The sequence below is a fragment of the Methanoplanus limicola DSM 2279 genome, from assembly GCF_000243255.1.
GTDB lineage: Archaea > Halobacteriota > Methanomicrobia > Methanomicrobiales > Methanomicrobiaceae > Methanoplanus > Methanoplanus limicola.
Map to the genome: position 1 here is coordinate 1,699,365 of NZ_CM001436.1, position 21,988 is coordinate 1,721,352.

A 21,988-nucleotide genomic window follows, 5' to 3' on the forward strand; every position below is an offset into this window, starting at 1 on the left:
TGCAGAACCTCAATAATATTTTAATACCTTGCCGGTAATGGTAAATTACTATGTCTGATCTATTCTCATATTATTACTTCAGGCCACGCAGCGATACAAAACCTGAGGATGCGGCAATAGCAATTGCTGAAGAAGAGACAACAGGTACATGGACTGATCTTAAAACAAGAAAGGATTATGTAAAAGCTCTTGACGGGAGCGTTGAGGAACTTCATGCAGAGGGAGACGGGTATGTCGCAAAAATACGCTATCCTGCTGAGATTTTTGAACCTGGAAATATACCTCAGTATCTAAGTGTTTTTGCCGGAAATCTTTTTGGACTTGGAAGACTTGACGCTGTGCGTCTTCTGGATATTGACATTCCTGAAAAACTTGCCTGCTTTGAAGGACCTCTTTTTGGTATGAAAGGTGTCAGGAGGCTTATCGGTACAGATAAATCCGGAAGACCGCATGTCGGAACTATTATTAAACCAAAGGTTGGCCTGACTCCAAAAGATACTGCTGAAGTTGCATATAATGCCGCTGTTGGTGGTGTAGATTTCATTAAAGATGATGAAACACTGACAGACCAGGCATTTTGTCCAATGGATGAGAGAATTGAGGCAGTTATGGGGAAAATTGACAGGGCACAGGGTGAAACAGGCAGGAAAATCCTTTATGCTGTCAATATCTCTGACCGTGCTGACAGAATAGTAGAGCGTGCTGAAAGAGCACTTGAGCATGGTGCAAACACACTTATGGTTGATGTAATCACCTGCGGTTATTCGGCGCTTCAGGCACTATCAGAAGAGATGAAAATAAATGTACCGGTTCATGTTCACCGGACAATGCATGGTGCAATGACCAGAATGCCAGAACACGGTATTGCAATGAGGCCGCTTGCAAGACTTGTCCGCCTTTCAGGCGGGGACCAGCTGCATACCGGAACTATAAGTGGAAAGATGGGCCATTCACCCGAAGAGCTTAAAAGGGACAACGAAATATTGAAAGAAGATTATTTCGGGCTGAAACCTGTTTTTCCGGTGGCAAGCGGCGGGTTGCATCCGGGAAAGGTTCACGCTGAAATATCAGGACTTGGCTGTGATATTGTTCTGCAGGCCGGAGGTGGTATTCACGGGCACCCTGATGGGACTGAATCAGGTGCGCGTGCAATGAGGCAGGCAGTGGATGCATATATGGAGGGTTTAACGGCACAGGAATATGCAAAAGACCACACAGAACTTAGAAAGGCTCTGGAGAAGTGGGGTGTTCGTTAATTCAGAACCACAGAACATTATCATAATCTACATTATTATTTTACGACATTATATTCTTGCTTTAGTATTTTGGCGGCACCTGTATGTTTTTTTCTGTATTGACAAGTGTCCATCTGTGGATGCCGGCACTATAAATACTGAAAAAAAAGTATGTAAATAAATTGATTAATTTTAGGGACAAATACGTAAACAGGGTTTTTTAAATGGAGATATTCTTTACAAAACTGCAGGGTAACGGTAATGATTTCATTTTAATTGATGAGATGAAAGAGAATATAATTCCGGATCTGATGAAGGGGCAGTTTGCCGGATTATACTGCGACCGCAGGTATGGTATAGGTGCAGACGGAGTCTTATTTGTATCCGGATCTGAAGTTGCAGATGTAAGAATGAGACTTTTTCAGCCCGATGAAAGTGAGGCCGAGATGTGCGGCAATGGCATCCGCTGCCTTGCAAAATATGCCTTCGATATGGAATATGTTAAGGCTAACTGCACAATTGAGACTGAGTCCGGAGTTCTCTCTGTTGATATGGAGTATGATTCCGAAGGTGAATTTTCGGCAGTTATAGACATGGGTGAAATTATCTTTGAGAGAACACGGATACCGGCAGCAGGATCAGGAAACTATTGCGAGGAGATTGACGGCAGGACCGTGTATGCTGTGAATACAGGAGTGCCCCATGCCGTAGTCTTCACCGGGGACCTTAACATTCTGCCCGTGTGTGAAATAGCACCAAAGATAAGACACCATGAATCATTTCCAAAAGGGGCAAATGTAAATTTTGTAGAGATCACAGGCAAAGATGAAATTGCCATCCGGACATTTGAAAGAGGCGTTGAGGACGAAACATTCAGCTGCGGTACAGGATCAACAGCCTCTGCCGCAGTTGCAAATTATCTTAACAAAACCGGGAATGTGGTCAGTGTCACAACAAAAGGCGGTCCGCTGACGATATTTATAGATGACGGAAGGGCAAGAATGAAGGGGCCTGCTGTTACAGTATTTAAGGGTTCGATATCTTTTTAATCCCTTTTTCTGTTATTTCAAACCGAAAAGATTCTCCCTCCGGTTTTGAGCGGTGTTTTTCAAGAACAGCTTTTCTTGAGTTATTATCCCTTTCTATTCTGACGATCACCTTTGAAATATGTCTTAGTGATGTCCCTCCAAGGCCTGACAGCCTGTCTGTATCAATGTCAGTATAGACCTGATTTGTTACAATTACGGGGATATCATATCTTCTTGAATAAGCCAGAAGTTTAATCAGCTGCTGCGACAGCTGCCTCTGCACATCTCCGGAACCTGCGGCATTCACCCTGTACAGTGCCGTAATAGAATCAAGAATAATCAGCCCGGTGCTTTTTTTCTCCAGGATTTCCCTGCACTGGTCGATCATAATACTCTGCTCCCTGAAGTCACATGGTTCAAATAAAATGATATTAGCAGCCATTTCAGTGGCATTTTCTCCGGCAATCTGCCTGTACCGCTCTGCTGAAAAACCTTCCGAGTCTATGTATATAACTGAACCCCCGGACTTAAGGACACTTACAGCACTCATGAGACAGAAGGTGCTTTTACCTCCTGCAGGTTCGCCATAATATTGTGTAATTACTCTTTTCTCCAGACCTCCGCCTATAAGTTCGTCAAGTACGTCTGAGCCTGTATGTATCTTTGAAATATCCATGGTTTACTTTCCGTTAAAAAAATATATTATTCATTTAGTTCAGTTCTGTACTGCTGAATCTCTGCTTCAATGTCTGATAACCTTTCTCTGTGGCAATTCTTCTGACTTCCTGCAGTGGAATTCCGGTATTTTCAGCAATGATTTTAATATCATCATATTCAGGTTTAAGTGAAATAATTCTGTTCTCCTTTATGCCGGCTTTTATGGTTACAGAATATTTATTTTCCCCGGAATTTAACTCAATCTTTTCAAACATCCTCTTTATAGCAGTCCTGTGAACAGACTTAAAGTGCCTTATACCCAGTGTGCCTAGTTCATCACATAAAATCCCTACAAACTTTTCAGAGTCTTTTGGGCTGCATATTACTTTTAACAGGTGTCCGGGCCTGCCTTTCTTCATTATTGCCGGAATTGCGGATACATCCCTTGCCCCGGAATTCATGAGTTTCCGGATAAGATATGCAATATTTTCACCGGTTGTATCATCCACATTTGTCTCCAGAATGTCCACAACATTCTCTTCATTTTGCTCAGATTCAACTGTATATAATCTGAGCACATTTGGTATATCTTCTGTATCAGCAGTTCCTGCACCATATCCTGTTGATAATATCCTGCCCTCAGGTGGGTGGTCAGTTCCGGCATATGAACTGAATTCTGATAATAATGCCGCACCGGTAGGTGTAAGCAGTTCACATTTTTCATCGGAATGTAAATACCTGAGTTTACCTCTGCACATTATCTCCATAGTTGCGGGCGCAGGCACCGGAATTATGCCGTGTGCTGACCTTACAAATCCGGTTCCTGTCCTTACAGGCATTACAAAAACCAGATCAGGATTAACAGAGAGAAACGCTGTGCATGCGCCAATAACATCTGCAATGGCATCATCCGCGCCGACTTCGTGGAAATGTGGGCAGTGGCCGTGTATCTTCTCTTCAGCCTCCGCTATTCTTCTGAATACCGATAATGCCATCGTTATAGCATTTTTTGGCGCTGATGCGGTTTTAACAATTGAATATACCTCTTCCGGGGTTCTGGAGATCTTCTCTGCATGTGTATTGATGTATAAAGCTGAAATTCCACACCTATTTACTCTTTTAAGAGAGGGTCTGGTCACGACTGACTCCATTGCAGTCATAACCTCTTCTTCATCTGCCCCCAGGTCAAGCAGTGAGGATATTATCATATCTCCCGCAGCACCATGGAATGGATCAAATACGATAGTGAGCATATATGACAATTACTTATATCCATTAGCATATATTTGTCTTAAGGTGTAATCATGATAAATCTCAGAACTGATAGCGCTTATCCTGAAGATCAGGGAAGCGGAAGGGCAAGACTTGATCCTGAAACGATGCTTCAGCTTCATATCTCCCCCGGAGATCTTGTCTATCTCGAAGGGAAAAGAAAGACTGTTGCAAAGGTATGGAGGATGATGGTCAATGACTGGAATCAGGAAAAAATTAAAATTGATAACTTTACCCGGATGAATGCCGGAATCAGTATCGGTGACAGGGTTTCAGTAACGCCTGTAAAGGAGGTTGTAACTGCAAAGAGAGTTGTTCTGGCTCCGCCGGAGGACCTCCCGCGTCAGCTGCCGATAAATTACAACAGTGCAATGTCAAGACTTATTGATTATCCTGTGCTGCATGATGACAGTGTTCCGGTTCTGGCCGGAATGCCGTTTGTTCAGCCTCAGCCGGTAGCATTTAAGGTAATTCATCTGGAACCAGAAAATGCAGTGATTATTTCAAGAGATACTGAAATAGAATTTTCAGATAAACCTGCCGCAGGCTTTGAAGGCCTGAAAATGATATCATATGAAGACATCGGCGGCCTTAAAACTGAGCTTCAGAATGTAAGGGAAACTATTGAACTCCCGATGCGGCACCCGGAATTATTCAGTAAACTTGGAATCGATCCCCCAAAAGGTGTTTTACTATACGGCCCTCCGGGAACAGGAAAAACCCTCATTGCAAAGGCAGTCGCAAATGAGAGCGGCGCACACTTCATATCAATCGCCGGACCTGAAATAATCTCCAAATATTACGGCGAGAGTGAACAAAGACTGAGGGAAATTTTTGACGAGGCTGAGGAAAATGCTCCCTCCATCATATTCATAGATGAACTGGACTCCATTGCACCAAAAAGAGAGGATGTAACAGGCGAAGTTGAGAGGAGGGTTGTTGCTCAGCTTCTGACCATGATGGACGGTCTTGACGAGAGGGGGCAGGTAGTTGTAATAGGTGCTACCAACCGGCTTGATGCAATTGACCAGGCTCTTAGAAGGCCGGGACGTTTTGACCGTGAGATTGAGATTGGAGTGCCGGGAGAGGAAGATCGTATGGAGATACTCCGAATCCATACCAGAGGTATGCCTATTGAGGGAGAGAACAGAATTATAGCCAAGAAAAAAGAGCTTAAAGCCGCAGAACCCAGTGACAGGGGAGATCTTGAAGAAGAACTCCGGATGATAAAAGATGAAGTCGGCAAAACAAGGGAGATGCTCTTAAAAGAACTTGCAGGAAAAACTACAGGTTTTGTTGGTGCTGATCTAGCGGCACTCGGCCGTGAAGCTGCCATGAGGGCACTCCGCAGGTATCTCCCGCATATTGATCTTGAATCAGACGAAATATCTCCTGAAATTCTTGAATCAATTGAAATATTAATAAGAGATTTCAGGCTGGCATTAAGAGAGATCAGCCCAAGTGCAATGCGTGAAGTTTTCCTTGAAGTATCTCATATAAACTGGCGGGATATAGGAGGTCTTGACGCTGAAAAGGAGGAAGTCCGTGAGACTGTTGAATATCCGCTCACCAAAAGGGAAAGGTTTGAAAATCTTGGCATTGAACCTCCAAGAGGTGTTCTGCTTTACGGCCCTCCCGGGACAGGTAAAACACTGATAGCAAAAGCAGTGGCAAATGAGAGCGGAGCAAATTTCATTCCGGTAAGGGGGCCACAGCTTCTCTCTAAATGGGTAGGGGAGAGTGAAAAGGCTGTCAGGGAAGTATTCAGGAAAGCGCGTCAGGTGGCACCCTCGATAATATTTTTTGATGAACTTGACGCGCTTGCACCCGCAAGGGGGCGTGGATCAGATTCTCATGTTATTGAAAGCGTGGTCAACCAGATTCTGACTGAATTTGACGGTCTTGAAGATCTCACCGGTGTTTCAGTTCTTGCCGCAACCAACAGGCCGGATATCATTGACCAGGCACTCCTGCGTGCCGGAAGGTTTGACAGGCTGGTATATATTGGAGAACCGGACGCAAAATCACGAGAGAAGATACTGCATATTCACTCCAGATTTTTACCTATAGAATATTCTGTCATAGAGGATATTCTTGAGATTACAAAAGATTTTGATGAATTAATATTTGAGGAAATTTTTGTTGACATAAGAAAAAAACGAGACATTATGCCAAACAGGATAATTACGGTGGATGAAATAAGAAAGGCATGTGAACTATGCAGTAAGAAAGCTGAAAAGAGGTTATCTTCAGGTAAAAGAAGGAAAATTATAATTGATCTTCTGAATAAAAATGCGCTTAAACTTGACGATCCTGTAAGGGACTCCCTCATTGTTAAGATTGCAGGTAAGACAGAAGGTTATGTCGGTTCGGATCTTGAACTTCTCTGCCGTGAATCTGCCATGTTTGCAATGAGGGAAGGAAGAAGCATGGTTCTGGAGGATGATTTTAAAAAAGCTCTTGAGAAAGTTCATCCTATGATAAACGACAGCTTAAGAGAGCAGTATCAGAACATGAAGAATCATTTCAAGGGTGGAAGACCTAAAGATATCCAGCCTGTTGAGTACCAGTGATGAACACAGATATATTATACTCTTCAGGATGGCAGAATTCCGGAAAATACATAAATATGATCTTCTTTTTTTCTCTCCTTCCCTGGTAATATTTAAACAATCTTTTAAAAATCAGAGATGAATATATATGCAGGAGATAATCCGGAATTTACCGGAGGATTAAAATTGCCAAACTGCACAACTTTTATTGATAATAACGCCAGACTTGGTGAAAAAAAGGCCTTATTTTCCCCTGCAAATAATTATGGTTATTCATACAGGGAACTTTATGACAAAATAAACAACTGGTCTTATGTTTTAACAGAACTGGGTATCCTAAAAGGTGACCGTGTTGGAATATATCTGCCATCAATTCCTGAATATGTAATATTATATTTTGCAATATGGCGGGTCGGTGCAGTTGCAGTACCGATGAATATTGTTTTAAAACCTGCAGAAATAAGATATCTTCTGGAAGATTCCGGTGCAAAACTCCTTGTAACCGATACTTTGGGTGAGCATAATGCCAGGAAAGGGTCATTGTCCTGTACGGATATATCTCCTGTCAGTTATATATCTATAGAAGGTGAAGAATGGAAACTGCTTGAAGAAAACTCAGAAGGTTTTTTCAGGCCGGCAGACTGCCGAATGGATGATCTCTGTCAGCTCCAGTACACTTCCGGAACAACAGGGCGGCAGAAAGGCGCAATGCTTACTCACGGAAACTGGATTGCAGCACTTGATACTGAAAGGGAGGTTTTAGCACTTACGACAGATGATGTATTCCTCGGAATATATCCTATGGCACATGTCGGGGTTTCGTGGGGCATATCAGCACTGAAAGCCGGCGCGACCTGGATAATAATTGAAAGATTTGATCTTGATGAATATATAAGCCTTGCAGAGCGGTTCAGTGTGACTGTTCTCGCCGGAATGCCGCCTGTAATTCATTCACTCATGAAAACACCTGATGGCACTGAGAAGAAATTATCATCTGCAAAGGAGATGATAAGCGGCGGAGGGCCCCTTCATCCAGGTGTATGGAAAGAGTTTCATTCAAGATTTGGCATTCCGATAGTCAATGCCTATGGACTTTCCGAGACAATTGTTGTCGGAACAGGCACTGCCATCATTCCCGGGGATTATGAGTCTGCGGATCGTTACAGAAGCGTTGGAAAACCGGTAGGATATTCAGAGGTGAAGATAGTCTCTCCTGAAGATCCTGCAACTGAACTTCCGGCGGAAGAGACTGGTGAAATTGCTCTTCGTGGGCCGGGAGTTGCAAAAGGCTACTGGAATATGCCTGAAGAGACAGCTGCTGTTTTTATTGATGACGGGTGGTTCTTAACCGGAGATATGGGCTTTATTGACCCTGACGGAAGGGTTTCGATAACCGACAGAAAGAAGGATATGATTGTAATGTCAGGCTGGAAGATATATCCAACTGAGATAGAAAAAGCTATGATTGAACATCCTGATATTGATGATATTGCATTATTTGGCTGTCCTGATGTTCATCGTGGTGAAATTCCTGTTGCTGCAGTTGTCCCTGCGGATGGCAGAGTCCTGGATACCGGAGCACTTGAGGATTTTGCAAAATCAAGGCTTGCGGGTTATAAAGTACCAAGGCGCTATATAATTATAGATGAGCTTCCCAGAGTTAACGGCTGGAAACTCTTAAGAAAGAAACTCAGATCTCAGTATTGCAGTAACTGTGACGGGAAAGAAGGGAATGTTTAATTATGCCTGATAAAGGAATTAGAACCAATATTGGTGTAGGCAAAAGGTCCACCGGAATTTCCGGTCTTGACTTTCAGCTTGGCGGCGGGATCATAAAAGGCAAATCCATTCTTCTCTGTGCGGGTCCTGTATCAGGTGCTGAGATGATAGCAGAACAGTTTTTCCGCTCCTCAGAGAATGTTGAAAGTTCTTATATTATGATTGACGGATCTGTCACCGAAGGTATGACTGATGCCTCCAAAATGACACCTGAAGAGATTTCAGATTATATTACCGGTGAAAAAATAGTCATTGATTCAATATCATCGGTAATAATGAATTTTGGAATAGATAGTGCACTGACACTTATGAAAAAAGCATCTGCCATGGATAATAGTTCAGATGTGAATATATTATACCTTATGTACAATAATATCCACAGCCTTTATGATGAAATAAAATTAATAAGAAATTCTGATATCGTCATTTCACTCAATGAATTTATGCATGGAAATGAGATTGAGAGAAACCTTACAATAAATAAAATCCCCGGAACAGATGTTCCCGGAAGGGTGTTCCCATATAACATAAAAGAAGGCGGAATTGAGCTTTCAACCACAGCCCGGGTTGTATAATCTTACATCTGCCTTTATCTTTAATAATTCCGGCCTGAAATTATCATATGAAAAAAATTATCCGGATGACCTGTTTAGTGGATTTATTCCGGGAAAATCTATTCCAAAATGACTATTTCAGGGAAAGTGCTTTTTTCTCAATTAAATGCCATGATGCATATGCCATTGGAATCACAACTGCAAATGTAAGTCCTATCAACTGACTGACTGCTATTGCCGGAATAAAATGAATTATGGTCTGCTGAATCGGGTAAGAGTAGATGTACATACCATACGAAGGGTCACCCGCTATTCCGAATTTGTGAAGATGTCTTACCGGGAGGTATGCAATGCAGAGAACAAAATATGGTATTGCAATAAGCGCAAAGACGAACATAAATGGCGTTTTGAAAAAAATTACCACCGGTATGAACAGCAGTGCCGAAAGCCACAGTTTATACTCTATTTTTTCCCGGTTAACATAAAGATACGAACCAATCAGGAAATAAGCGGCAAATCTGATCTTATTGAGTGCAGGATTGTCATACCACACAGCCCACATCAGAACAGTCATAAATATTACCGGCAGTAGGGCGTTTTTTCGCAATAATATTGCCGTTATTCCAAGAAATGCCACCAGAGTGTATAACATAAATTCAAATGGTATTGTCCATAACGGAGCATTGACATATGTTACAGGATTTTCAGTAAATATTCCGATTGCCCAGCCATTGACATAAAACGGAATTGCCACCCATGTCTGCGGATCTGCAAGTCTTAGAAAATATTCCTTTAAAGTATATGATGTATTAACCGGACCTATAACCAAAATTATGAAGATAATGGATGCTATCATTCCGGGAAATAGTCTGAGTGCCCTTTTTTTAAAATATATTTTTAATTCCGGTCGTTTTTCCCAGCTTTTTGTTATGAGATAGCCGCTTATTACAAGAAGTACTGCAAGTCCGAACTGGCCGACAAGGAGGTGCCAGTCAAAGAGATGAACATTGGCATAGCCAAGAGAAAGGGCAAAACAATGTGAGAAAATAATAGACGCTGCCGCTAAAAATCTCAGCAGATCAAAATTATTGCTGAATCTTTCATCCATGTTAAAAAAATTTATAATTCATTTCTGACCATATCGGCAGCAGAGACCATATTTTTCAGTTTTGCAAATGCAGTCTCTCTCGTATGCATCCTAAGGCCACAGTCTGGGTCGATTAATATTTTTGCAGGATCAAAGAGATCAGTTGCCTTTAATATTCTGGAATAAATCTCTTCTACAGAATCAATCTTTTCAGATGATGAATCAACAACCCCAAAACCAATCATTTTATTTTTGAGGTCTTTTCCGGAGATATACTCCAGATTTTCAGGATTACACGCAAATTCAAAATCGAGGATCTCAACCGGCATTTTGATGATGTCATCAAAGACACTTCCAATATTGCCGCATACATGCAGGCATGCCGGAACCCTTACAGCTCCTGTAATCGCACTTATCGCCTCATGTGCAGTTGCCATATCGGCAGCACCGGTTGAAAGTATTGGTTCATCTATCTGAAGGATTGTGATGCCGGCATTTTCAAGATTCTTTGCCTCATGAGCAAGTGCCTGCGCAAGATCAAGAACAAGTTCATTCTTGTTGCGGTAAACAGGCGTATCGATCTTCAGCGCATGTGCAATCGTTGAAGGACCGGCAAACATTGCCTTAACCCTTTCATGCTTTGAAACTGCATATTTTGTATCATGAACAGTTATCGGCTTTGAAGGAGCCTGGACCATGCCTGTAACATTATTACCTCGGATTCCGGGCAGAAGAGAAATAATCTGTGAGATCATATCCCCCCTCACCTGCCCGGATGAGATAATATCAATGCCGGCTTTAATCTGGTCATTTACAGCGGTTTCAAGCGCAGGCTGAAAAGGGTCAAGAATAGATTTTAATCCTTTTCCCTGTATAGCCGGATAGCTGCCGACTACAGTTGTCGGCAGAAGTTTCTGCATTAGTGTCATGGAGTAAGCCTATGTCTGTCCCTTGGGAATAATACTGCTTCTCTGATATTTGGCAGGTCAAGCATTGTCATAATGAGACGCTCCATACCCATTCCCCATCCAGAGTGCGGAGGCATACCATACTTAAAGGGTTTCAGGTAGAATTCAAAGCTTTCAGGCGAAAGTCCTTTGTTTATAATCTGCTCTACCAGAAGATCATGCTGGTGAATACGCTGCGCACCGCTTGAAAGTTCCATTCTGGGATGCATCATGTCAAAAGCCTTGCAGACTTCCGGATTGTCTTCAAAAGGCATCGCATAATATGGTTTTATCTCTGTAGGCCAGTCAGTGATGAAATAATGCTGCCCCATCTCCTCGCCGATTGCGCGCTCAGCAGCGGTTGAAAGGTCATCGCCGTACCCAATACCCTCATCAATTGATATGGCCGCGATGTCAATTGCCTGCGCATATGTAATCTTTGGGAACGGTGACTTAGGAACAGTGAAATCAATATCAAAGAGTTCAAGTTCATCGCTGCACGTTTTTTCAACATTGGCATATGCTGCAACGACTGCCCTTTCAAGGAGATCCATTACATCATTGTGGTCAGCGAATGAAACTTCAACATCAATCGACGTCGCTTCGTTGAGATGCCTTGTTGTATTATGTTCTTCAGCCCTGAAGATCGGCCCGATCTCAAATACCTTCTCAAATCCGGCAGACATCATCATCTGTTTGTAAAGCTGCGGACTCTGATTTAAAAATGCTTCTTTTTCAAAGTATGCAAGAGGGAAAAGCTCAGTACCGCCTTCGGTTGCTGCGGCGACTACCTTTGGTGAATGGATGTTTATGAATCCTTCACTGAAGAAGAGATCATAGAGCGCATGCGTAACAGCACTTCTGATCTTAAAGATTGCACCGACTTTCGGCCTTCTTGCATCAAGATAACGGTTATCAATCCTTGTATCTACTTCTGCAAGAACCTTTTCTGAAACATCAAGCGGTAATGGGGTTTCTGCCCGGCTGATTAATTCCATTGTCTCCGGAATAATCTCTCTTCCACCCGGAGCTTTTTCAGTTGCTTTTACTGCCCCTGTAATTCTTACCACAGATTCGCGTGATATACTCTTTGCGCACTCAATTACCGTTTCAGGTGCCTTCTTTTTAACTACGGTTGCCTGTAAAAATCCTGTTCTGTCCCTTAGAATATAGAAGGAAAGTCCTCCAAGGTCCCTTACTTCATGAACCCATCCGATTACTTCTGCCCTTTCTGTATCCTTTGTAACGTCCTTTAACTGTGTTCGCATAAAATATCTGAATTATATTTGTTTTTAGGTTTTATTTTGCTTTCACTATCTGTCCATGAAAACGGACGGCAGATATCTTCATCAGAATAGATATTTTATAAAAAGCGCACTGTGTCTTCAGCGATATCTGCATCCATCTTTCAAAAAAAAGGTATATTTTATCATTTAAAAGGATGATAACATCAGAATAACCAATTACTTAGTCCGGAAGAAATGAACTCTGAAGATTAGGGAGTTTTATCTCTCTGCAGTCAATGTTTCACATAATTCTGCCGGACCGGAATTTATACCGGAGATGAAGAATAAATGTTCAGAAAAATTATTGTCGCGCTTGACGGTTCAATTGATTCAAAGAAGGCACTGTCTGTAGCTATACAGGAGGCAAAACTCAGAAAAGCAGAACTACATCCTGTTTTTGTAATTCAGTATGTTGTCGGGGGCGGGGTGCCTTTTGACCCTGTATCCGCACTGCCCGACGGCAGTTCTGAGATAATGAACGAAGTTATGGAGAATGAAGCTGAAAGAGTCCTTAATGATGCATCTGAAGACTGTGCAGATGCAGGAGTAAATGCCATTGCCCACACGCTCTTTGGCGATCCCAGGGATGCAATTCTGGATCTTGCAGATGAGATATCTGCAGATATGATTATCCTTGGCTCATCTGGAAAAACAGGACTCGAACGGATGATTATGGGCAGTGTAAGTTCTGCGGTTGTTCAGCACAGCAAAATTACAACTATGATAGTCAAAGGCAGAAATGAAGATATTTTATAGAGAAATCAGATCTTAATATGTTTAAAATCCCAACTTTAATGAGATACAGCATTTTATCCGGAATTCTGATAATTTTACTCATTATTCCGGGTGTAATGGCAGATGACGGAATTGATATGTGGGGTTACACAGTTCCTGAATTCAGCGCGGGACCCGGAGAAGAAGTATATGCACATTATACAATCGAATATAACTTTGACTCCGATGCTGAATCAATTGAATTTTATACCGATCTTCTCGAACCAAAATGGCAGTTCTGCATTGTAATTGACGGTGTCAGGCATGATCTTCCTGTACGGCACGGACGTTATGAAACTATAACCGGTTTTGAACTCTACTACCCAAAGACATACAATAATTATATTGAGGCTGAGTTAAAAGGCACTGTACCTGATGTCTTAAGTTCGGGAGAGCATGATCTTCTTACTGTTTCATATTATGACGGCGGCGGGAATCCTGATGATGAAGAGGTCATCAGAATTAATTTTGTAAATCCTTCAGATGTGTTATCCGGGATTTCAGATGCAGAATATGAACTTTCGGTTCTGAAGACAGCCATCGATACTGACAGAATTTCCGGAGTGAATACAACAACGGCATATGAAAAATATATCTCTGCCTTCTCTTCTGTTGAGGCGGCAAAGGTTTCTGATGCAGGTGCAGCGTCTCAGCTGATATCATCAGCAAAGTCAGATATCACTGATGCTCATGCACTCCTTGAAAGACATGGTGCACTCCACTGCATTCAGACTACAGAAGAAAAGACGGCTTCACTGGATAAAATAATTTCATCAGTGTCAGCTGGTAGCTCCGGCTCAGATGACAAAATTCTGATGATAAAATCATATAATGATAATGCAAAAACTCTGCTCATTCTCGCTCAGGACAAGTACAGTTCCGGGCTCTATGCTGAAGCGGAAAATTATGCCCTTCAGGCAGAAGAAAGGGCAGATGAGGCATACAGCTATGCAGGTGATTCTCTCGCGTTCAGTCCATCAGGTACCGATGATATTATATGGCAGGAAATGACCGGCATCCCGGTTACTGAGATCACAGAACCGGTTTCTGAAACATCATCTGCAATTAATTCAGTCTTAGGTGGCATATCAGGGAATCTGTCGGAGTCAGGAGATATTGATGAACTTATCCACTCAGAAGTAAGTATTGACAGTTTCCTTCAGCTCTCCGGAAAATTTATTGAACTATTGAAAAGTATGGCGGACTTTCTCTTTGGAATATCTTCCTATGCCTCTTCCAATTGACATTATATCCCATGCAAGGGATTCATTTTTCCCTTTGGAACCAGTACTGGCATGAATTTTCATTGTGCCGGGAATATCGGTCTCCTCTTTTATATCCTGAATAATTATATCTGAAAATCTACGGCAGAGGGCCACAGTATTATCATACATGGTTGATTCTCTGCAATTTGGATAATTTACAGGCATACGCGGCAGAAGAGAGATAACTTTGGCTGATTTAAGTGCCGTAACAATCCCCCTGCATGCGAGAACGGGAAGAACTGAAGTGGCATAATCACCCGGACCAATGATTACAAAGTCTGAAGAAATAAGGGCTTTTATAGCCTCAGGCGCCGCATAGGGTACGCCACCGGACTGAATCATAACTGATTCGGCTGAGCAGGGGTTCAATTCTCCGGTGTTAATGTGGTTTCTGTATTCCACAGGAGAATATGATATCTCTCCGGTTTTTATAACTGCAGAAATATTTCTGTCTGTTGCAGGAATTATTGTGGCTGTGATACCCAAATCCTGGCAAAACTCCCCTGTGATCTCCGTCATTTTCAGGCCCAAACTTATCATCTCAGCTCTTGCAATCTGAAGTCCCCTTTCACGGTCACCTGTCTCATAATATTCCGGATGGTTTAACCGTTCCAGGAATTTATTTGTGGAGTAAGTGTCCCCCGCAATTCCGGTCCATGTGTTTGTATTTAATATTCCGGAGAAGAGAAAAAGGAGGTTGTCAATATCATGGGATACAATTCCGCCGCTCATCTTAAAGGAATCAGATGTATTTGAGATTACTGCTATTTCATTGTCATTGAGAAAAGATCGCAGACCTGATATGAGTCTTAAGGAGTATTTTCCACCGGAAATTATTGTGATCATCTGGGTGGAGATAATTAGTCTGCCTTTTAAAAAAAGTATGCAGATTATTCTTCAGAATGATCTGTTGCTGCAATAATTTCATCCGGGTAATCTGTCATTGAATATTCAGGTGCCATTGCGCCGAGCACTTCAAGTGAATACATTCTGATATATGTCACAAACGGGACACTGATAATCAGGACAACCGGTATTAGTATGATAATATAGGCAATCAGGAGAATAACTGCCAGCGGAGAAAGCAATGCACCTGAGGATAATCCGATTGTCGCTATGAATGCAAGAAGGAACGGCACTCCGATGATTATAGCTGCAATCACTGCTATAATTACCATTATTATCATAATAACAACTGACAGGATAAATTTCATAATTATGTAAATTATAACCTGAAGCCATCCCCTTTTCATCACATTCCAGCATTCTTTCCATCCTTCAATAACTCCACAGTCCTTTGCTATCATAATAGGAACTACAAAATCAATGGTAAGCATGAATAAAAGAGCTACTGGAATTGCAATGATAATTATCGCAAGCATCATGGTAAAGAAGAACATGATATTCATTGCACCACCGCCTGCACCCATAAAGCCGGCAATCAGTGCTATCATTGCCACAGCAACCAGCAGTATCAAAATTAAACTTACTGCAAGGTCAAATCCAAATAGCCTTGCACCTTTTCCTACTCTTTCACTGAAGTACTGCCTTATTCTGAATTCCTTTGTTCTCAGGCAGTCCACAAAAATAAACTGGAATACGGATGACAGATAGCCAAATATCAGGAACAGGATAACAAGTGCAAGTATTATAAGTAATACCACTGTCAGGTCAGGAAATCCACCCATGGCTGGCATTACAGTATTGAAATCACTCATATCTGAAGAACCGCCTGTAAACTGGAATGGATTTATTGCCGTAATTCCGCCTGCAAATAAGGAAATTAATGCCAGCCTGAGCCATATGCCCAGGTTAAATGGCCATAATACTGCCTTTGTTTTGTCAAGTGCAGAATCTATCTTTGAAAATGCGAAATATTCAGTCATAGATGGTAAAAAAATGTATTAACCCTCATATAAATTGATGGGTCATTTTTTTTCCCTGATGATTTCAATAAGGGAACCGGCAAGTTCTCTGCTGATCTCTTCATTCAGCATAAGAGTATCAAATCTACGGGATTTTTCAACCGGGATTTCATCCCTTATATCCTGGACAAATACATCTGTAAATTCTTTATACAGGGCAGAGGTGGCGGCTGAATCAGGGGCCAGCCCCCAGGCTTCCATAAGCTCCTTTGCAGGCCCGCTTATCGGTGCATCCCCTATAAACGGGCTGACTGCGATTACAAACTTATTTACTAAGGCTTCTCTTATTCCTGCACACTCCAGAATAGGAGATATACTTGTAACAGGATTGGAAGGGCCAAGAATTACAGCATCTGCGTTTTTGATAGAATCCAGTGCTTCTGTGGTTGCAGATGCACCGGAATAATCCCTTACAACCTCTTCAATTTTAACCTTACCTTTATGACGGACCCAGAACTCCTGGAAATGAATCAGTCCTTCTTCTGATTTGATATATGTAGTTACCTCCGAATCTGTCATCGGGAGAACCTTTGCTTTTACGCCAAGCTTTTTAGAGAGGATTTCTGTGGACTTTGTGAGAGAATATCCTTCATTTAGCATCCTCCCTCTTGCTATATTCACTGCACGGTCACGGTCACCAAGTGTCAGGTAGATATCCTCGCCGAGATCTTTTAAATAATCATTTGTAACTGTTGTATCCCCTTTAATGCCCCACCATAAATCAGTGTTTAAAATTCCGGCAAAGAGGTACATAACAGTGTCAATATCGGGTGACAGGTGGCTTCCGTAAATCCACATATCCTCGGCTGTATTTACAATAACCGAGATATTTTCATCATCAACGTGATTTCTAAAACCCCTGATCAGTTTTGGAGTGCCTGTACCTCCGGACAGGAAACAGATCTTCATTGAGCTAAGGTTATCATTGCACTTATTCATTGAAATGATTGTTTGTAGTCTGTACTATCTTTAAATTATCATATTGTGACGGGAAAATGAAGGCTGATGAAGAGATGACTGAAGGTTCAGATTCAGGATATTATTTCTCTGAACCTGATTAATCAAAATAATAGCAGAATTTTTAATCAGACTCAAATGCATATACTGCCTACAATTAAAATAGTCACACATGAGTCTGCGGATTCACAGAGGATGGATGAAAAATCAAAGTTTTTCATAGGAGGATTTTTAATTAATTTATCGTTGAATCCGGTTATATTCACCAAATTTCAAAAAAATATTACCTGAATTTTCCGCAGGTATTATATGTCTCTGTAATTCACTCTTAAACTGAATCTGGAATATGAAATTTATTAAAGATCCTGTTCATGGTTATGTTGAAGTCCCCGGCGAAATTCTCCCTTTCCTGGATTCATCTGCCGTTCAGAGGCTCAGATATGTAAAACAACTTGGATTTTCTCATCTCGTTTACCCAGGTGCAAACCACACCCGTTTTGAACATTCACTCGGCACCATGCATCTTGCAGGTGTTATGGCAAAGAATCTTATGCTCTCTGCGCATGACACAACTCTTGTATCCCTTGCCGGGCTCCTGCACGACATTGGGCACGGTCCTTTCTCCCATGCTACAGAATCACTGATGGAAAAGTATATCGGAAGGCAGCACCACGAAATCAGGTCACATCTGAAAAAGGGTGAACTTGCGGTTCTTTTTGAACAGTCGGAGATATCTCCGGATGAGTTATACTCAATAATCGGCGGTGAGCATAATTACGCCGGAATTATCCATGGTGAACTTGATGTTGACCGAATGGACTATCTCCTGAGGGACGCCCATTACTCCGGAGTGCCTTACGGGACAGTTGATGCACAGCGGCTTATTCACAGTACTATTATCTCTGAAAAAGGGCTTGTACTGAAAAAGAGCGGTATTAATGCAGCAGAATCCCTTCTCATTGCAAGAACTCTAATGAGGCCTGCTGTATATTACCATCATGTGAGCAGAATTGCCGAAGCAATGGTAAAGGCGGCGGCAGAAGCACACCTTCTGAACATAGGAACTTCTGAAGCAGAGAGGCTCTTTTCGTTAAATGATCCTGCATTTATGATGGAAGTCTCCACTTCAGATTCTGATTTTGCAAGGGAACTTATGGAAAGACTCTCAGTCAGGCGACTGTACAAAAGATCAATCTATGCAGGGATAGAACAGCTAAGATATTCATCAGTGACTAAAATGATAGAACTTGGTGATGAATCCGGTATAAAAAAAGCGATCTGTGAGGCCTGCGGACTTGATGATGATAAAATACTGGTCGATATTCCGTCAAGACCATCGTTTATGAATATTGATGTCAATGTGGGTGAAGGTGCAGCATTAACTTCACTGGAAGACTTATCTCCCCTTGTAAATACATTAAATGAAACAAGAAAAAGCCAGTGGAGAATAGGAATATATACTCCGGAAGAATACAGAAAAAGTGTAGAAGATGCAGCCTGCGATGTCCTTGATATACGCAAACCAACCCGGCAGGATAAACTCAATCTCTGACAGAAAATTTAGGGGCGGTCATGAGGAATAACAGGTATTAACTATAACAGCCTGCCAACAAGGCAGATTTGCACACGCTGATAATATCATTCATTAAATCCAGATATTTTAATAATATTTTAAATCGATATAATAACCAACCCGGACTTAAAGGAGAATTATGAAAAAATATGTTGTCGCTGTCACAGGTGCAAGCGGAATAATTTATGCAAGACGGCTTCTTGAGGTGCTCACGCCTCTGGCGGAAGTGCATATTATAATATCAGATATGGCAAAGAAGATTGCTGATTATGAAGAAGTTGATCTATCCGGATTTGACGGCATATATGTAGCTGAAAAGGATATGTTTGCAGATATCGCAAGCGGTTCTTTCAGGTACGATGCAATGGTTATCATACCATGCAGCATGAAGACACTTGCAGCAATAAATTCAGGTTTTAGTGACAACCTGATCACAAGAGCGGCAGATGTATGCTTAAAGGAAGGCAGAAAGTGCATCCTTATGCCAAGGGAGATGCCCCTTTCAGGAATACACCTCAGAAATATGGCTGAGCTTGACGGTGCCGGAGCAACAATAATGGTTATAAGTCCGGGTTTTTACTTAAAACCAAAAACAATTGATGACCTTATAGATATGGTTGTTGCCAGAGTTCTCGATCACCTCGGTGTAAAACACAGTATTTCAGAGAGATGGAGTGGTAATTAATGCGAAATTTTATAGAAAAGATGAGGGAAAACGACCTTGTTATAGATATTGAAGAGGAAGTCTCCTCTGTATATGAGGCTCCTAAAATTGCTGCCGGCACAGACAAGCTGGTTTTTTTCCATAAACTTGACGGCAGCTACAGAAGTGTAATGAATGTTACGGCATCAAGAAAAGCAATAGCCCTGGCACTCGGATATAATGAGGATGAACTTGTAGAAAATCTCTCAAAAGCAGAATATTCCGGAGAAGTTAATTATAAGGGAAGACACTACATGCACCCCCCAAATTTATTCTCAATTCCGATAATGAAGCATTTTCCTCTCGATGCAGGCCGATATCTCACATCAGCAGTTGTATTCTCCGAATATGGCGGTGTCAGGAACGCATCTATTCACAGAATGCTGGTCCTTGATGAAAAACATCTTGCAGCAAGACTTGTCGAAGGCAGGCATACCCATACACTTCTTAAAAAGGCTCTTGAAAACGGAGAAAAACTTCCCATTGCAATAACAATAGGTACACATCCGGCAGTCACATTTGCATCCTGCACAAGGGTTCCGGAGAATAAGGAACTTAATTTCGCAGCTGAACTTATGGGAGGCAGTCTGGATGTCTATGAGTGCTCAAACGGGGTTTTAGTCCCTGATGCCGAGATTGTCCTTGAGGGATTTATAGGGAAAGATATGACAGACGAGGGGCCTTTTGTTGACATAACAGGAACATACGATCCTGTAAGGTCTGCGCCTGTAATTGAAATAACCGGAATGCATGTTAAAAACGATCCAATTTATCATGGCATACTTCCGGCAGGAAACGAGCATAAACTCCTTATGGGAATGCCATATGAACCTAAGATCTACAGGACGGTTGCAGGAGTCACAACTGTCAGGGATGTGCTGCTCACAACCGGAGGATGCGGTTACCTTCACGGGGTTGTGAAGATACGCAAAAATACCGAAGGAGACGGCAAAAATGCAGTTATGGCTGCATTTGCAGCACATACCTCCCTTAAGCATGTTGTGGTTGTTGATGAGGATATTGATATCCGGAATATGGAGGATGTTGAATATGCAATTGCAACCCGTGTCAGGGGAGACCGTGACCTGATGATAATCCCAGGCGTCAGAGGTTCTTCACTTGATCCGTCAAGGATTGGCGACGGTCTGAATGTGAAGATTGGAGTGGATGCTACAATGGAGATGGGAAAGAAAGACGAATTTATACGGGCAGAGTGGGACTGAATAAAATGTATCTTGACAGTGAAGATGAGAAAGTTCTTACCGGAGAGTATGGTGAGACAAGACAGAAGATGATGGAGATTCTTGTGGCTTTGGGCAAGGTCTTCAATGCAGAGAATTTAATACCAATATCAAGTGCTCAGGTCAGCGGGGCATCATATAAGACAATAGGGAAATGGGGGCTTGAATGGCTTAACAATCTTGATGCACGTGTAGTTGTCCCTTCGGTCTTAAACCCTATCGGCATGCCCAGAGAGGGCTGGCAGAATATAGATATTCCGCGTGAATTTGCTGATAACCAGAATAAAGTAATTAATGCCTACAAAAGGCTTGGAATTAAGATGGAGTGTACATGTACACCATATTATCTTAATATCACAAATTACGGTGACCATCTTGCATGGTCTGAGTCATCAGCCGTATCTTATGCAAACTCAGTCATTGGTGCAAGGACAAACAGGGAAGGCGGACCCTCCGCCCTTGCGGCGGCGATGATAGGCAAAACTCCAAATTACGGCCTCCATATATTCAAAAACAGGATGCCCGAGATTGCAGTTGAGGTTGAAGGCGGAGACAATATCCATGCACACCACTATGGTGCTATCGGATACCTCACCGGAAGTAAGGTAGGCAAAAAAATACCATTATTCACAAATATCCGGCCATCAAGGGACCAGCTAAAGGCGCTTGGCGCTGCAATGGCTGCAAGCGGTGCTGTTGCCCTTTATCATGTAAAAGGCATAACTCCTGAGACAAAACTGCCGACTTTTGCTGAAGAACCACCTGAAAAAATTATCATTGAACAGAGTGAGATCGAAGCCCTGTTTAATGATGAAGGAGTCGATGCGGTTGCAGTTGGCTGCCCGCACTGCTCTCCTGACGAACTTATGAAACTTTCAGATCTTCTGGACGGCAAAACTGTTAAAAAACCGTTCTACATCTTTGTTGCAGAAGGAGTAATGGATTCGAACCGGAAATATGTCTCAAAAATTGAGAAGAGCGGCGCAAAGGTGATAAGTGACACCTGCATAGTTGTTTCACCTGCAATGGACAAATTTGAGAGGATAATGGTTGATTCCGGAAAAGCATTCGCATATGTTCCGAATATGTGCGGAGCAACTGCAAAAATAGGATCTGTTGAAGAGTGCGTTTCAGAGGCACTCAGGGAATAGAT

The 21,988-nt window shown here is 42.1% G+C and carries 19 protein-coding genes; 11 read left to right on the top strand and 8 right to left on the bottom strand.

Features of this window, described 5'->3' with window-relative positions; all coding sequences use genetic code 11:
• Positions 1–50 precede the first annotated feature (50 nt).
• Positions 51–1,256 (top strand): RuBisCO large subunit C-terminal-like domain-containing protein, encoded by a 1,206-nt coding sequence (locus METLIM_RS08145; protein WP_004077508.1) that lies wholly within the window; start codon positions 51–53, stop codon positions 1,254–1,256.
• Positions 1,257–1,459: 203 nt separating this feature from the next.
• Entirely contained in the window at positions 1,460–2,284 is an 825-nt protein-coding gene (gene dapF / locus METLIM_RS08150; RefSeq protein WP_004077510.1) for a diaminopimelate epimerase, read from the top strand.
• Here dapF and radB read toward each other — a convergent pair.
• A complete protein-coding gene (radB, locus tag METLIM_RS08155) occupies positions 2,262–2,939 on the bottom strand; it encodes a DNA repair and recombination protein RadB (protein WP_004077512.1) in 678 nt (225 codons plus the stop codon). The two genes, dapF and radB, sit on opposite strands and share 23 nt — an antisense overlap.
• Positions 2,940–2,973: 34 nt before the next feature.
• The gene (gene larC / locus METLIM_RS08160; protein ID WP_004077514.1) at positions 2,974–4,173 is read right to left on the bottom strand and encodes a nickel pincer cofactor biosynthesis protein LarC; all 1,200 of its coding nucleotides are present in this window, start codon (positions 4,171–4,173) and stop codon (positions 2,974–2,976) included.
• A gap of 51 nt (positions 4,174–4,224) precedes the next feature.
• On the opposite strand from larC, the gene METLIM_RS08165 reads away from it, so the two are divergent.
• The 3 genes from METLIM_RS08165 to METLIM_RS08175 all read left to right on the top strand — a co-directional run bounded on the left by METLIM_RS08165 (position 4,225) and on the right by METLIM_RS08175 (position 9,098).
• Positions 4,225–6,765 carry a CDC48 family AAA ATPase gene (locus tag METLIM_RS08165; protein WP_004077524.1) on the top strand — a complete coding sequence of 847 codons (2,541 nt, stop codon included), beginning with the start codon at positions 4,225–4,227 and terminating at the stop codon, positions 6,763–6,765.
• A 117-nt stretch (positions 6,766–6,882) separates the two neighbouring features.
• Positions 6,883–8,484: a class I adenylate-forming enzyme family protein gene (locus tag METLIM_RS08170; protein ID WP_004077526.1), complete on the top strand. Its 1,602-nt coding sequence runs from the start codon at positions 6,883–6,885 to the stop codon at positions 8,482–8,484.
• Between the two features lie 2 nt (positions 8,485–8,486).
• Positions 8,487–9,098: an RAD55 family ATPase gene (locus tag METLIM_RS08175; protein ID WP_004077529.1), complete on the top strand. Its 612-nt coding sequence runs from the start codon at positions 8,487–8,489 to the stop codon at positions 9,096–9,098.
• A gap of 112 nt (positions 9,099–9,210) precedes the next feature.
• Here METLIM_RS08175 and METLIM_RS08180 read toward each other — a convergent pair whose 3' ends face one another.
• Genes METLIM_RS08180 through aspS form a run of 3 tightly spaced genes read right to left on the bottom strand, consistent with a single transcriptional unit; the run spans position 9,211 to position 12,379 of the window.
• Complete coding sequence (locus tag METLIM_RS08180; protein ID WP_004077532.1) at positions 9,211–10,185, bottom strand: acyltransferase family protein; 975 nt, start codon at positions 10,183–10,185, stop codon at positions 9,211–9,213.
• 11 nt (positions 10,186–10,196) lie between these two features.
• Entirely contained in the window at positions 10,197–11,093 is an 897-nt protein-coding gene (locus tag METLIM_RS08185; RefSeq protein WP_004077534.1) for a methionine synthase, read from the bottom strand.
• On the bottom strand, positions 11,090–12,379 hold the full coding sequence (gene aspS / locus METLIM_RS08190; protein ID WP_004077536.1) for an aspartate--tRNA(Asn) ligase: 1,290 nt from the start codon (positions 12,377–12,379) through the stop codon (positions 11,090–11,092). The genes METLIM_RS08185 and aspS overlap by 4 nt, the downstream gene beginning before the upstream one ends.
• Before the next feature lie 306 nt (positions 12,380–12,685).
• Between aspS and METLIM_RS08195 the strand changes: the two genes are divergently transcribed.
• Together METLIM_RS08195 and METLIM_RS08200 are read left to right on the top strand one after the other, a co-directional pair.
• Positions 12,686–13,153 (top strand): universal stress protein, encoded by a 468-nt coding sequence (locus METLIM_RS08195; RefSeq protein WP_004077538.1) that lies wholly within the window; start codon positions 12,686–12,688, stop codon positions 13,151–13,153.
• Between the two features lie 95 nt (positions 13,154–13,248).
• A complete protein-coding gene (locus METLIM_RS08200; RefSeq protein ID WP_157202264.1) occupies positions 13,249–14,415 on the top strand; it encodes a hypothetical protein in 1,167 nt (388 codons plus the stop codon).
• On the opposite strand, the gene METLIM_RS08205 is transcribed toward METLIM_RS08200, so the two are convergent.
• From METLIM_RS08205 to cofD, 3 genes are read right to left on the bottom strand one after another with little or no spacing between them, the layout of a single operon-like run.
• Positions 14,356–15,282, bottom strand: coding sequence for a 2-phospho-L-lactate transferase CofD family protein (locus METLIM_RS08205; protein WP_004077541.1), 927 nt, complete (start codon positions 15,280–15,282; stop codon positions 14,356–14,358). The genes METLIM_RS08200 and METLIM_RS08205 overlap by 60 nt on opposite strands.
• A 44-nt stretch (positions 15,283–15,326) precedes the next feature.
• Positions 15,327–16,322, bottom strand: a complete 996-nt coding sequence (locus METLIM_RS08210) for a DUF7544 domain-containing protein (RefSeq protein ID WP_004077543.1) — start codon at positions 16,320–16,322, stop codon at positions 15,327–15,329.
• A 42-nt stretch (positions 16,323–16,364) separates the two neighbouring features.
• The gene (gene cofD / locus METLIM_RS08215; protein WP_157202265.1) at positions 16,365–17,270 is read right to left on the bottom strand and encodes a 2-phospho-L-lactate transferase; all 906 of its coding nucleotides are present in this window, start codon (positions 17,268–17,270) and stop codon (positions 16,365–16,367) included.
• A gap of 394 nt (positions 17,271–17,664) precedes the next feature.
• Here cofD and METLIM_RS08220 point away from each other — a divergent pair, with 394 nt between their 5' ends.
• From METLIM_RS08220 to METLIM_RS08235, 4 genes are all read left to right on the top strand, one after another.
• Complete coding sequence (locus tag METLIM_RS08220) at positions 17,665–18,870, top strand: HD domain-containing protein (protein WP_004077548.1); 1,206 nt, start codon at positions 17,665–17,667, stop codon at positions 18,868–18,870.
• 160 nt (positions 18,871–19,030) lie between these two features.
• Positions 19,031–19,576 carry a UbiX family flavin prenyltransferase gene (locus METLIM_RS08225; RefSeq protein WP_004077551.1) on the top strand — a complete coding sequence of 182 codons (546 nt, stop codon included), beginning with the start codon at positions 19,031–19,033 and terminating at the stop codon, positions 19,574–19,576.
• Positions 19,576–20,817, top strand: a complete 1,242-nt coding sequence (locus METLIM_RS08230) for a UbiD family decarboxylase (RefSeq protein WP_004077556.1) — start codon at positions 19,576–19,578, stop codon at positions 20,815–20,817. Before METLIM_RS08225 ends, METLIM_RS08230 begins: the two co-directional genes overlap by 1 nt.
• A 5-nt stretch (positions 20,818–20,822) precedes the next feature.
• A complete protein-coding gene (locus METLIM_RS08235; protein ID WP_004077558.1) occupies positions 20,823–21,986 on the top strand; it encodes an aconitase X catalytic domain-containing protein in 1,164 nt (387 codons plus the stop codon).
• The last annotated feature ends 2 nt before the right edge of the window (positions 21,987–21,988 follow it).